The 12,588-nt window shown below is 74.8% G+C and carries 13 protein-coding genes and 2 pseudogenes; 9 read left to right on the forward strand and 6 right to left on the reverse strand.

Translation table 11 applies throughout. The features are described 5' to 3' along the window. Positions 1 to 572 (reverse strand): annotated as a pseudogene (locus CCN42_RS21615) (hypothetical protein); the annotation flags it as partial. A gap of 290 nt (positions 573 to 862) precedes the next feature. Here CCN42_RS21615 and CCN42_RS21620 point away from each other — a divergent pair. Next, a complete protein-coding gene (locus CCN42_RS21620) occupies positions 863 to 1,690 on the forward strand; it encodes a DeoR/GlpR family DNA-binding transcription regulator (RefSeq protein ID WP_086737986.1) in 828 nt (275 codons plus the stop codon). A gap of 343 nt (positions 1,691 to 2,033) precedes the next feature. Here CCN42_RS21620 and cds1 read toward each other — a convergent pair whose 3' ends face one another. Further along, a complete protein-coding gene (cds1, locus tag CCN42_RS21625; RefSeq protein WP_086738035.1) occupies positions 2,034 to 3,170 on the reverse strand; it encodes an L-cysteine desulfhydrase Cds1 in 1,137 nt (378 codons plus the stop codon). A gap of 322 nt (positions 3,171 to 3,492) precedes the next feature. Between cds1 and CCN42_RS21630 the strand changes: the two genes are divergently transcribed. Both CCN42_RS21630 and CCN42_RS21635 read left to right on the forward strand, forming a co-directional pair. Next, entirely contained in the window at positions 3,493 to 3,816 is a 324-nt protein-coding gene (locus CCN42_RS21630; RefSeq protein WP_086737988.1) for a hypothetical protein, read from the forward strand. Between the two features lie 192 nt (positions 3,817 to 4,008). After that, complete coding sequence (locus CCN42_RS21635) at positions 4,009 to 4,596, forward strand: ATP-binding protein (RefSeq protein WP_211294767.1); 588 nt, start codon at positions 4,009 to 4,011, stop codon at positions 4,594 to 4,596. A gap of 47 nt (positions 4,597 to 4,643) precedes the next feature. On the opposite strand, the gene CCN42_RS21640 is transcribed toward CCN42_RS21635, so the two are convergent. Continuing rightward, on the reverse strand, positions 4,644 to 4,928 hold the full coding sequence (locus tag CCN42_RS21640; protein ID WP_086737990.1) for an SHOCT domain-containing protein: 285 nt from the start codon (positions 4,926 to 4,928) through the stop codon (positions 4,644 to 4,646). A gap of 146 nt (positions 4,929 to 5,074) precedes the next feature. Next, positions 5,075 to 5,413, reverse strand: coding sequence for a glyoxalase superfamily protein (locus CCN42_RS21645; protein WP_086737992.1), 339 nt, complete (start codon positions 5,411 to 5,413; stop codon positions 5,075 to 5,077). A gap of 87 nt (positions 5,414 to 5,500) precedes the next feature. Between CCN42_RS21645 and CCN42_RS21650 the strand changes: the two genes are divergently transcribed. From CCN42_RS21650 to CCN42_RS21675, 6 genes and pseudogenes are all read left to right on the forward strand, one after another. Continuing rightward, entirely contained in the window at positions 5,501 to 6,073 is a 573-nt protein-coding gene (locus tag CCN42_RS21650) for a TetR/AcrR family transcriptional regulator (RefSeq protein ID WP_245877402.1), read from the forward strand. Positions 6,074 to 6,084: 11 nt separating this feature from the next. Then, on the forward strand, positions 6,085 to 6,675 hold the full coding sequence (locus CCN42_RS21655) for a DUF4865 family protein (protein WP_086737996.1): 591 nt from the start codon (positions 6,085 to 6,087) through the stop codon (positions 6,673 to 6,675). Then, positions 6,672 to 7,579, forward strand: a pseudogene (locus tag CCN42_RS21660) (phosphotriesterase family protein). Before CCN42_RS21655 ends, CCN42_RS21660 begins: the two are co-directional and overlap by 4 nt. A 119-nt stretch (positions 7,580 to 7,698) precedes the next feature. Next, entirely contained in the window at positions 7,699 to 8,283 is a 585-nt protein-coding gene (locus tag CCN42_RS21665; RefSeq protein WP_086737998.1) for a TetR/AcrR family transcriptional regulator, read from the forward strand. A 92-nt stretch (positions 8,284 to 8,375) separates the two neighbouring features. Further along, positions 8,376 to 9,737 carry an MFS transporter gene (locus CCN42_RS21670; protein ID WP_086737999.1) on the forward strand — a complete coding sequence of 454 codons (1,362 nt, stop codon included), beginning with the start codon at positions 8,376 to 8,378 and terminating at the stop codon, positions 9,735 to 9,737. A 50-nt stretch (positions 9,738 to 9,787) separates the two neighbouring features. After that, complete coding sequence (locus tag CCN42_RS21675) at positions 9,788 to 10,552, forward strand: SDR family NAD(P)-dependent oxidoreductase (protein ID WP_086738001.1); 765 nt, start codon at positions 9,788 to 9,790, stop codon at positions 10,550 to 10,552. A gap of 10 nt (positions 10,553 to 10,562) precedes the next feature. On the opposite strand, the gene CCN42_RS21680 is transcribed toward CCN42_RS21675, so the two are convergent. Together CCN42_RS21680 and CCN42_RS21685 are read right to left on the reverse strand one after the other, a co-directional pair. Then, positions 10,563 to 11,804, reverse strand: a complete 1,242-nt coding sequence (locus CCN42_RS21680; RefSeq protein WP_086738003.1) for an ROK family protein — start codon at positions 11,802 to 11,804, stop codon at positions 10,563 to 10,565. Positions 11,805 to 11,831: 27 nt separating this feature from the next. After that, entirely contained in the window at positions 11,832 to 12,530 is a 699-nt protein-coding gene (locus CCN42_RS21685) for an alpha-ketoglutarate-dependent dioxygenase AlkB family protein (protein WP_086738039.1), read from the reverse strand. Positions 12,531 to 12,588: the final 58 nt, after the last annotated feature.

Here is a 12,588-nt window from a genome sequence, read left to right on the forward strand (position 1 = left end):
GCGGCGAGGGCGAGCCGGCGGCCGGGGCGGCTCCACCAGCCGCCGTCGGAGACCGTGGGCGAGAGGAAGCCGAGCCAGGAGTGCCGTTCGGCGCAGGCGGAGGTGCCCGCGCACTGCCAGGCGGCGAGGTCGAGGGCGACCTCGCAGGCGGCGGCGACCAGGAGCACCGTCAGGGTGAGTCCGGCGAGCCGTACGAGCAGGCCGTGGAGGCGGATGGTGCGGGGGCGGCCGTGGGCGGCGGGGCGCATCCAGTGGGCGAGGTTGACCACCATGAACGGCAGTAGCAGCAGCCACAGGGCGCGGGCGCCGTTGCCGGAGGTCAGATTGCACCAGACGTACGCCTCGGGCACCGGGCGGCCTTCGGTTCCGGTGTGCTGTGCGGCGGCCTCGACGTCCGCGGTGCGGCGGAACACGGCGGCCGTGTCGTCGCCCGCGACGCGTGTGGTGCGGGGATCGTCCAGCATGCGATCCGGTGTGGTGCCGCCCACTCCGTGGACCAGGAGTTCCAGGGCGGCTTCGGGCCGGCCGGTGGCGGCCGTTTCGTTCAGGGCACGTTCCTGCGCGTGTTCCACTGTGGCACTTCCCCCGTGACGCGCCGTCGGGCATCTGTCGTCGTGCGGGCAACCAGGATGTCCGCTGGACGGGCGGCGTACACCCATCGTCACGGAATCTCCCCGATCGGGGTCCCGGATGAGCGGCAGATGAGACACGGGTGACATGTGCGCGTCCGGCAGTCGATGGCGCGGCCCGCATCGGCCCGTGCGAGGATGGGACGCCCACGCACCGGCGCCGCGGGAGAAGTCCTCGTCGGAGGGTGTGCGAGGGGGTGTCGGAGGCTTGAGGTGAAAGGACCGGAGCGTACGTGAGCGAGAATCAGAACCTCCTCGCGGAGCAGCGGCGCGCCCTGATCCTGGACGAGGTGCGCCGCCGCGGTGGCGTCCGGGTCAACGAGCTGACCCGCAAGCTCGGCGTGTCGGACATGACGATTCGGCGCGATCTCGACGCTCTGGCCCGGCAGGGTGTGCTGGAGAAGGTGCACGGCGGCGCGGTGCCGGTGGCGGAGGCGAGTACGCACGAGCCCGGTTTCGAGGCCAAGTCGGGTCTGGAGCTGTCCGCCAAGGAGGACATCGCGCGGGCCGCGGCCGAGCTGGTCGCGCCGGGTGCCGCGATCGCGCTGTCGGGCGGTACGACGACGTACGCGCTGGCGCACCGGCTGCTGGACGTGCCCGACCTCACGGTCGTCACCAACTCGGTGCGGGTGGCCGATGTCTTCCACGCGGCACAGCGCACCTCCGGGCAGCGCGCGGGCGCGGCCACGGTGGTGCTGACCGGCGGGGTGCGCACCCCGTCCGACTCGCTGGTGGGGCCGGTGGCCGACCAGGCGATCGCGACGCTCCACTTCGACGTGCTGTTCCTCGGTGTGCACGGGATATCGGCGGAGGCCGGTCTGTCGACGCCGAACCTGGCGGAGGCCGAGACCAACCGGCGCCTGGTGCAGTCGGCACGCCGGGTGGTGGTGGTCGCCGACCACACCAAGTGGGGAACGGTGGGCCTGAGTTCGTTCGCGACGCTGGAGCAGGTCGACACCCTGGTGACGGACGCCGGGCTGCCCGCGGAGGCCCGTGCGGAGATCTCCGAGCATCTGCGGCTGGTGGTGGCGGGCGAGTCCGACGAGGGTGCGGACGACTGACGTAGCGCCGGCCCTGGCCCGGGCGGGCGGCGGCACCCGCGCACGGTGGTACCACTCCTCGACCACGCGGGCGTCACCGCCGGGAACCCCGCGGACCGGCAGAGCACGTCGGCCGGCGAGGGCCGGGAAGACGGCCTCGGGCGGCGCGGAGACGGCGCGGCCGGCCGTACGGGACGCGCCCGCGACGACGCCGGGCCCCACCGGGTGCACCCCGCGGGCCATGGAGATGCCTCCTTCTCCCGGCGGGAGCGTCACCCCCGCGCGGTTCGCCGCCGGCCTCGCCGATCATGCTGTGCCCGACCGCCCGGCGACCGCTGCCGGGGCCGCCCGGCCCCGGGCGCCCTCAGTCGGGCCAGACGCCCGTCGCCAGCAGGGACTCGATCGTCGCGGTGTACGGGGCGATGTCCAGGCCCTGGGCGGCGAGCCAGGCGTCGGAGTAGTACTTGTCGAGGTAGCGGTCGCCCGGGTCGCACAGGAGGGTGACGACGCTGCCGGTACGGCCCGCCGCGACCATCTCGGCGACGATCTTCAGCGCGCTCCACAGCCCGGTGCCCGTCGAGCCACCTGCCTTGCGGCCGATGGCCCGTTCCAGGGCGCGGACGGCGGCGACGCTGGCCGCGTCGGGGACCTTCATCATCCGGTCGACGGCGCCCGGCACGAAGCTCGGTTCCATCCGGGGGCGGCCGATGCCCTCGATCCGGGAGCCGCAGTCGCAGGTGACGTCCGGGTCGCCGGTGGTCCAGCCCTCGAAGAAGCAGGAGTTCTCCGGGTCGGCGACGCAGATGCGCGTGTCGTGCTGCATGTAGTGGACGTAGCGGGCGATGGTCGCGGAGGTGCCGCCGGTGCCGGCCGTGGCGACGATCCACGCGGGCTCCGGGAACCGCTCCAGCCGCAGCTGCCGGAAGATCGACTCGGCGATGTTGTTGTTGCCGCGCCAGTCCGTGGCCCGTTCCGCGTAGGTGAACTGGTCCATGTAGTGGCCGCCGGTCTCGGCCGCGAGGCGGGCGGACTCCTCGTACATGGTGCGCGGGTCGTCCACGAAGTGGCACCGGCCGCCGTGGAACTCGATCAGGCGGATCTTCTCGGCGCTCGTCGTACGCGGCATGACCGCGATGAAGGGCACGCCGATCAGCTTGGCGAAGTACGCCTCGGAGACCGCCGTGGAGCCGCTGGAGGCCTCGATGACCGGGCGGCCGGGGCGGATCCAGCCGTTGCACAGACCGTAGAGGAAGAGCGAGCGGGCGAGGCGGTGCTTGAGGCTGCCGGTCGGGTGGGTGGACTCGTCCTTCAGATACAGGTCGATGCCCCAGTGCTCCGGCAGCGGGAACCGCAGCAGGTGCGTGTCGGCCGAGCGGTTGGCGTCGGCCTGCACCTTGCGGACGGCCTCTTTGAGCCACCCGCGGTAGGCGGCGTCGCTCCGGTCGACGTCGAGGGTGTCGAAGGTGACTCCGACGGGCGGCTGGTGGGGGGTGGTGCGGATGCTCACGGCGGTGCTCCTTAGGCTGCGCGCCGACGGCGCGTCGCGCGGCCGACACACCGATGATAAACAGCTTCCGCACGCTTCTCACCTGCATAAACGCCCCTTTGGAGGGCCCAAAGGAGGGCTGCGGGAACAGGGGTGCGAAGCGGCGCGGGCGGACGCGCGGCGGGGGCGCATTCGGGTGAGTGCTCCGGGTGGCCGGTGCGCCCGGCACATGCGCACTGGTGCTCGATCCACGGACGGGGCAGACTGCACCGGGGGCGGGGTGTGCCGCCCGGGGACGGGCCCACGCGCGAGCATGCGACAAGGGGGCGTACGAGGCATGGCGGAGCCGGAGTTCACGGCCACGGACGTGCGGATCGGCAAGGGACTGCGCTCACTCTCGCGGGCCGGCCAGGTCCGGATCAGGGGTGGCCGGCTGGAGCTGCTGACCAGTTACGGCAGCGAGATCGACAGCGCGCCGGTGCAGGCCGTGCGGGCGTCGAGGCCGTGGTTCGGGTCCGAGGACCGGGCGCTCGCCGATCTCAACGGCACGCGGTATCTGCTGACCCTGGGCGAGCGCGATCCGGCTCCGGGAGAGCCGGGGCCGCCGGCGGCGCGCCGGTTCATCGAGGCGGTGCGCAGGGCGGCGGGGCACGGCGACTGAGATGGCGGAGGCCTCCGCGAGTTGCGTCACCGCACCCCCTGGGCCACGCTGGTCTCACGTCACTCTGGGTTTACCGGCGATAACGCTGCGAACCAGCCCGCCGGCCACGACAGCAGGCGGCCGTTGCACGCAGGCACTCTGCTGGATCCGAACTCCGTGTTCTTCCGGACCTCACGTCGGGGAGTCGCAGCCGTGATCAAGTACCCAAGCAGGCACTGCACGGTGGAGCTCCAAGCCCTGCCGTCGCGGATCGGCCAGGTCCGCAGAATCGTTTCAGCGCAGTTGCGCTACTGGCATCTCGACGCCTTGACAGACCGGGCGGTGCTCGGTGTGACCGAGCTGCTCACCAACGTCCACCGCCACGCCCAGCCCGACAAGATGTGCACCGTGGAGATCGAGCTGCTGCTCGACCGGCTGAAGGTCTCGGTGCGCGACCACGACCCCCGCCTTCCCGTGGTGGAGGACGCCGAGTCGCTGGCCACCTGCGGGCGCGGGCTCGCCATGGTGGCGGCCGTCAGCGAGAGCTGGGGGGCGCGGCCGGACGGCGAGCGGGGGAAGGTCGTCTGGTTCACGCTGCCGACGCCGTCCTCCATGCGCAAGACACCGCCGCGTCCACCGCGCCGCACGGACACGGAGACGTCTTCACGCCCGCCGCGCCGCACGCCCGCGGAGGCACCCGCGCGCCGTTTCGCGGAGGTCGAACCCGTCAGCCGTGCCGAGCCCGCCGACGCGGGCCGGCCCGCCGCACACGCTCCCGCCCGGTCCGCCGTTCCCGGCTGACCGGGCGGTGAGGGGGCGGCGCGGGCCGCCTCCTCGGGTCGGCGTGGTCATACCGCGCCGCCGCCTCCCCCACGGCCGAACTGCTCGTCGAGGACGGACAGCCGCCGCCAGTACTCCTCCTCGTCGATCTCGCCGGATGCGAAGCGGCGGCCGAGGAGGGCGACGGGCGAGGTGGGGTTGCCGCCGGTGGGCCTGCCGGGGCCGCCGCGTCCGCGCCACCCGGTGCGGCGCAGCAGCGTGATCCCGCCGCTCACGACGGCCGCCCAGAGCAGCGGGAAGAACAGGATCCAGGCGCCGGGGCCGCCGTCGCCGAGGTGTGCCAGGGTCTGCATGGTGCGTCATCTCCCGAGGTGGCCGGTCCGGGTGGACCGGTGATGACTCCACCGTGGCTCCGGAGAGGGGGCCGGGTCGTCGTACGGCCGGGGGCAGTGCGGCTACCTCCGCGGGAGTAGGCGGGCGCCGCCGGTCGCGCACCGGGTCACTGCACCGGGGTGCCGACACGGAGGCGGTTGCCGTCGGGATCGCGCAGTTCCACCTCCCGGGCCCAGGGCGTCTCCGCCACGGGCACGCCGAACGCGGCGGCGATCGCGTCGACGTCGGTCACCCGCAGGTAGACGAGCGTGTCCGGCCGGGCGTCGCCGGTGTGCTCGGAGAGGAACAACCGCACGCGTCCGCGCGCGACTTCGACGAAGGCGGGCAGCCCGGGCGCGAAGCGGTGCTCCCATTGCGGGCCGAAGCCCAGTCGGGCGTACCAGCGCACGGCGGCGGCCGCGTCGGCCACGCGGAGGATCGGGATGACCTCTTCTTCCGGTTCCATGACGCCATGATCACCGAGGCCGGCGGCCGACGGAGCGGCGTCCCGTCGGGCTCGACTTCTGTAACTACTGGTATGTACAGTCGGCTCATGAGCACTTCGGAGCGACTGATCGAGTCCACCCGCGAGCTGCTGTGGGAGCGCGGTTACGTGGGCACGAGCCCCAAGGCCATACTGGAGCGGGCCGGCGCCGGACAAGGCAGCATGTACCACCACTTCAAGGGCAAGCCGGATCTCGCGCTGGCCGCGATCCGGCGGACCGCCGAGGAGATGCGGGCCACCGTCGGGGGAGTGCTCGGCGGGCCGGGGACGCCGTACGAGCGGATCGCGGCCTATCTGCGGCGCGAGCGCGACGTGCTGCGGGGCTGCCCGGTCGGACGGCTGACCATGGACCCGGACGTCATCGCCAGCGACGAACTGCGCGCGCCCGTCGACGAGACGCTGGACTGGCTGCGCGAACGGCTCGCCGCGATCGTCCGGGAGGGCCAGGAACGGGGCGAGTTCGGGCCCGGGCTCGACGCCGAGGAGATCGCCGCGGCGATCGTCGCGACCGTCCAGGGCGGCTATGTCCTCGCCCGCGCCTGCGGGCAGCCGGCCGCCTTCGACGCCGGGGTGCGCGGCCTGCTCGCCCTGCTCGCACCGCCTGCCGCACCCACCGCCTGAGGAGGCATCCGTTGCACGCCATGCAGTACGAGATCACCCTGCCCGCCGCCTACGACATGGACGTCGTCCGCGCGCGCGTGGCCCGTCTCGGGCATCTCCTCGACGACTGGGACGGGCTGGGCCTCAAGGCGTACCTGATGCGCGAGCGCGGGGTGCAGGGCTCGCCGGTCAACCAGTACGCGCCGTTCTACTTGTGGAACACCGTGCGGGGCATGAACTCCTTCCTCTGGGCCGGCGGTTTCCAGGGACTCAGCGACGACTTCGGGCGGCCCTCGATCCGCCAGTGGACCGGGCTCGCGTACGAGGAGGGCGGCGCGGACGCACCCGCGCGGATCGCCGTCCGCGAGCGGCGGCCGGTGCCGCAGGGCGCCGCGCTCGGCGAGACCGCCGAGGAGGCGGTGCGCGAGACCGCACGGCTCGCGGCCCGGGACGGCGCGGTGTGCGCGGCGGCGGCCGTGGACACCGGCCGCTGGGAGCTGGTCCTCTTCTCCCTCTGGGCGCAGGAGACGCACGGGTCGCAGGGGGCGGACGGCGAGGTGTTCCAGGTGCTGCACCTGTCGGCTCCGGGGCGGGCGCGGCTGCCGCGCGGCCGGCAGTGGTGAGCCGGGTCCGCACGGTGCTCGGGGATGTGCTCCCCGGGGAACTCTGCGTCCGTGACGCGCACGACCACCTGTTCCTGACCAGCCCCCGACTCCCCGGTCAGGACGCGGGACGTGTCGGCGGCCCGCGCGGAGCCGGCCGCGTTCCGCGCGGTCGGCGGAGGCGCGGTGGTGCAGTGGACGCCGTACGGCATGGGACGGCGGGCCGGTGAGCTGCCGCGGCTGTCCCGGGAGACCGGGGTGCACGTGGTGGCGGCGACCGGACCGCACCAGGCCGCGTACTACGACGGGACCGCTCTGGCCGGGCTGCGCGACCGGCTCGCGGAAATGTTCGTCGCGGAACCCACCGAGGGCATCGGCGCGTCGGGGGCCCGCGCGGCGCTGATCAAGGTGACGCGGCTTCCACGCCCTCGACGCGCACGCCCGCCGGACCATGGCCGCGGCTGCCGAGGCGCACCGCGCGACCGGTGCGCCCGTCGCCGTCCACCTGGAGCTGGGCACGGGCGCGCTCGACGTGCTGGACCTGCTGTGCGGCGAGCGGGGCGTGCCGCCGCACCGGGTGATCCTGGGCCACCTCAACCGCTCCCCCGGCCCCGTGGCGCACCGTCAGGCCACCGAGGCGGGCGCCCACCTGGCCTTCGGCGGCCCCTCCCGGGCCCATCACGCGACGGACCGGCGGTTGCCGGTCGCCCTGCGACGGCTCGCCGGGGCGGGGTTCGCCGACCGGCTGCCGCTCGGCGGCGACACCACGACCTCCGCCGCCCGCTCGGTGCACGGCGGGCCCGGCATGCCGTGTCTGCTGCGCCGGGTACGGCCGAGGCCGGAGGCCGAGACGGGGGCCGGGCCGGTCGCCCGGATCCTCGCGGAGAATCCCGGACGGACGTTCGCGGCGGACCGGCCGCGCTGAGCGCCGGCTCCCGCCGTGCGGCCCGGTCCCGCCGAGCCGCTGGGGGTTCAGCGGCTCGGCGGGGCGCTCACTCTCCGTCATACTTGACCGTTCGTTCTTGAATCACCTAGGGTCGCAGCATGGCCAGGACCAAGGAATTCGATCCGGACGCCGCCCTGCAGTCGGCCCTCGAACTGTTCTGGCAGCGGGGGTACGAGGCGACGTCCATGGCGGACCTCGTCGAGCACCTCGGCATCGGACGCGCCAGCATCTACGCCACCTTCGGCAACAAGCGCGATCTGTACCTGAAGGCGCTCGACCGCTACGGCGAGTCCCACAACCCCGTGCTGCTGCGCGAACTGTCCCAGCCGGGCCCCGCGCTGCCCGCCGTGCGCGCGGTCGTCCGGCGGTTCGCGGCCGAGGCCATGGACGACACCCGCCGCACGGCCGGGTGTTTCGTCACCAACACGGCTGCCGAGCTGGCCCCGCACGACAGCGCGGCGGCCCGGCGGGTGGAGCTGAGCTGGGAACACGTGGAGACCCTGCTGCACTCGGCACTGCTGCGCGCCCAGGCCCGGGGCGAGCTGTCCGAGGAGCGCGACCCGCGGGCGCTGGCCCGGATGCTGCTGGTGCTGATGCAGGGCCTGCGCGTCGTGGGCAAGGCCTCGAACGACCCGGCGCGGGTCAGGGACGCGGCCGAGCAGGCGCTCGCACTGCTGGACTGAGCCGGCACCCCGCGGGAGGCCGGTCGCCCTTCGGGGCGGCCGCTTTTCGCCGCCCGAATAATTGACTGATCGATCCAGAAAGAGGGGGGCTCATGACCGCGGTCGACGCCGCTCCGGCCGTCACCGGCCCAGTGCGTGCCACCCGTCCGGCCGTCACGCTGCTCGGCTCCTTACAGGTCACCCTGGTCTTCACGCTGGCCGCCATCGCCGTACCACTGCCCGAGATCGGCCGTCGCTTCGGGCTGGCCCGCGAGGAACTGATCCTGCTGAGCGCGGCCTACGGACTCACCTTCGCCGGGCTGCTGCTGTTCGGGGGCCGCCTGGCCGACCGGTACGGCGGGCGGCGCACCCTCCTCGCCGGACTGCTGCTCTTCGGCGCGGCGTCGGCCGCCGCCCCGCTCGCCCCCGGATACGCCGCGCTGCTCGGCGCACGGTTCGCGCAGGGCGCCGGGGCCGCCCTGGTCGCCCCCGCCGCGATGGCGGTACTGCGGACGCTGTTCCCCGAACCGCCCGCCTTCCGGCGGGCCATGGCGAGCTGGGGCGGTCTGTCGGCGCTCGGTGCCACGGCGGGCCATCTGCTCGGCGGGGTCGTCTCCGCCCTGCTGTCCTGGCGCTGGGCCTTCGCCGCGCCGCTCGCGGTCACGGTCCTCGCCCTGCCGCTCGTACCCCGGCTGCTCCCCGCCGACGGCCCGCGATCCCGTGCCGCCCGCCTCGACGTGCCCGGCGCACTCCTCTCGACCGCCGGGATCCTGTCCGTCAGCTACGGCCTCGTCCTCACCGACGCCCGGCCCTGGGGCTCGGCGCCGGTCCTCGTCCCGCTCGGCGCCGGGGCCGTCCTGCTCGCCGTCCTCCTCGCCGTGGAGCGGCGCACGGCCGACCCGCTGCTGCCACCGGACTTCCTGTGCGACGGGCGGCGCGCGCTCGGGCTGGCCGCCACCGCGCTGACGGCGGCCGGGACCAGCACCGTCTTCGTGCTGTTCTCGCTCCACCTCCAGGAGGAGCGCGGCTGGTCGGCCCTGCGCACCTCGGCGGCGTTCGTGCCGTTCGCGGTGGCGCTCCTGGTCTCCGGCCGGGTGTCCGGGCGGCTCGTCGGACGGCTCGGGCCCGGCGCGGTCACCGCGGGCGGGCTGGCCACCGGCGCCGCGGGGCTCGGGCTGCTGGCCCTGACCGGGTTCGACGGCCGGCTCGGGTACGGCCACGGCGTCCTGCCCGGCCTCGTCCTGCTGCCGCTGGGAGCCGCCGCCGCGTTCGCCGGGGCGGCGGTGCTGGCCACCGACCGGGTGCCCACCGCCCGGACCGGGCTCGCCGGCGGGGTGCACAACACCGCGATGGAGGTCGGGCCGACCGTGCTCTTCGCCCTGCTGCTGGCCACCGGCGGCGACCGGGCGAGCCTCGCCGCGGCGGCGGTGCTCTTCGCGCTCGCCGCCCCGCTCCCGCGCCTCGCGCGCCGATGACCACTCTCCTTCTCTCTCGTCAGCTCCTCCGAACGGAAAGGCACTTGCCCATGTCCCGCACTCGCTTCGCCGACCGCACCGTCCTCGTCACCGGCGCCGGATCCGGCATCGGCCGGGCCGTCGCGCTCGCGTTCGCCGCCGAAGGAGCCCGCGTCGTCGTGGCCGGGCGCGGCCGGGCGGCGCTCGACGACACCGTCGCCCTGATCGAGGCGGCCGGTGGTACGGCGCTCGCCCACACCGCCGACGTCAGCCGCGCCGACGACGTTTCCGCGCTGGTCCGGGCCGCCGTCGACCGGTTCGGCTCGCTCGACGTGGCCGTCAACAACGCGGGCGTCTTCCGCGGCGGGCCGCTCCCCGAGATGGCCGAGGAGGACTGGCGGACCGTGCTCGACATCAACGTCACCGGGGTCTTCCTCGCCATGGCGGCCGAGATCCGGCAGATGCGCGCCCAGCCGGGCGGCGGCGCGATCGTCAACATCGCCTCCAACCTGGGCACCCATCAGCAGGTGAACGGCGCCACCGCCTACGCCGCGACCAAGGCCGCCGTCACCTCGCTCACCCGGGGCGCCGCCCTGGAGCACATCGGGGAAGGCGTGCGGATCAACGCGGTGAGCCCGGGAGCGTCCGACACGGCCATGTCGCTCCAGCCGGGCGAGACCGAGGCGGAGCGGGCCGTGCGGATGAAGGAGCAGTCGCCGCTGGGCCGGGTCGCCGCCACGGAGGAGGTGGCGCAGGCGGTGCTGTATCTGGCGTCCGACGCCGCCGCCCCCTTGGTCGGCACCGACCTGGTGGTCGACGGCGGCGCGTCGCTGTAGCGGCCGGGCGTCACCCCGCGAGCGCCCCGAGCGGGTCGTCGAGGACCGGCTGCCAGGCCAGCTCCGCCGCACCGACCAGGCTGTTGTGGTCGAGGGTGCAGGGCAGGATGGGGACGCCGCCGCTGCGGCCCCACAGGCTGCGGTCGGCGACGACCGCGCGCAGCCGCTCGGGATCGGTGTCCAGGAGGGTGCGGTGCAGACCGCCCAGGATGATCCGGTCCGGGTTGAGGATGTTGACCAGCCCGGCCAGGCCCAGGCCCAGCCGGTCGATCAGCGCCTCGGCGGCGGTGCGGACCGCCGGGTCGTCGTACTCCTCGCGCAGCAGGTCGTTGGCCTGCTGCAGCAGCGACATCTCGGGCCCCGGGTCACGGCCCGCCGTGGTGAGCAGGGCCAGCGGGTCGGCCTCCACGTCGAGGCAGCCGCGGCTGCCGCAGTGGCAGGCCCGGCCCTCGGGGTTGACGGTGAGGTGACCGACCTCCAGGGCGAGTCCCGAACTGCCGGAGTGCAGCCGCCCGTCGAGCACCAGCGCGCCGCCGACACCGCGGTGCCCGGTGGCCACGCACAGCAGGTCGCGGGCACCGCGCCCGGCGCCGTGCCGGTGCTCGGCGAGCGCGGCGAGGTTGACGTCGTTGGCGGCGAAGGCGGGCCCGGTGATGCCGGCGGCGCGCACGCACTCGGCGAAGATCTCCCGCACCGGCGCGCCCGCCGGCCAGGCCAGGTGCAGCGGGTTGAGCGCCAGGCCCTCCGGCTCGGCGACGGCGGACGGCACCGCGAGACCCGCGCCCACGCACCGCCGTCCGGTCTGCCGCAGCAGGTCCGCGCCCGCCTCGACGACCGAGCCGAGCACCTTCGCGGGGTCGGCGTCGATGGTCTCGCAGCCGGGCGCGGTGGCGACGATCCGCCCGCCGAGCCCGACCAGCGCGGCCCGGAAGCCGTCGGCGTGCACCTGGGCGGCGAGGACCACGGGCCCCTCCTCGGCGACCCACAGACGGTGCGAGGGGCGGCCCTGGGAGCCGGCGGCGGCGCCGGGCCTGGCGTCGACCCGGATCAGGCCGAGGGCCTCCAGTTCTGCGGCGACCGCGCCGGCCGTGGCGCGGGTGACGCCGAGTTCGGCGGTGAGCACGGCACGCGTGGGCGCCCGTCCGGTGTGCACGAGCTCCAGCGCGGGCCCGAGCGCGCCGCGCCCCCGGTCCAACCGCGCCCTCGAGGTGGTCCCTTCCCCCGCCGGCCGGGGGTCAGCCTTGCCGCTCATGAGGGTGAGTCTCCCATGATCCGCCCGTCAGCCGGCCGCCGGGAAGCCGCTCACCCGCAGGGTCACATTGAGCCGTCCCCGCAGTCCCAGCCACGGCGGCGCCGTCCCCGAGTGCACGCGCGGCACCCCGTGGTGGGCGAGCCGGGAGGGCCCGCCGAACACGAACAGGTCGCCGCTGCGCAGCTCGACGTCGGTGTAGGGGCGGCCGCGGGTCTCGGGGTTGCCGAAGCGGAAGACACAGGTGTCGCCGAGGCTCAGGGACACCACGGGTGCGTCGGAGCGTTCGTCGGCGTCGCGGTGCATGCCCATGCGGGCGTCGCCGTCGTAGAAGTTGATCAGGGCGATGTCGTACGCCGGGCCCGGCCGGGCGCCGGCCGCCGCGTCCCCCATGGCAGCGGCGGCCTCCTCCGCGCCGAGCGCTTCGGCGACCGCGCGCCGCCCCAGGTCGCCGAGCCAGCCGGGGAAGGGCTTGACCGGGGTGCCGTCGCCGTCGACGACCGTGCGCGCGTAGGCGTACGGGTACCAGTGCCAGCCCAGGCAGACCTGGCGGGCGGTCATGGTGCCGCCGCCGGGCGTGCGGACGGTGCGCAGTCCGGCGGGCGGGCGGGCCCAGTCCCGGCAGGCCGCGAGCAGCTCGCGCTGGCCGGCCGGGTCCAGCCAGTCCGGGACGTGCACCGCGCCCGGCGCGATCCGTGCCCGCTCTCGGGGGAACAGCTCGGCGTCCATGCCGTCCATCCTCCCCCAGCAGTCCCGGCATCCTCACGTGCCCACGGTCGCTGAGCTG

The sequence above is a fragment of the Streptomyces glaucescens genome, from assembly GCF_002154375.1.
Lineage (GTDB): Bacteria > Actinomycetota > Actinomycetes > Streptomycetales > Streptomycetaceae > Streptomyces > Streptomyces glaucescens.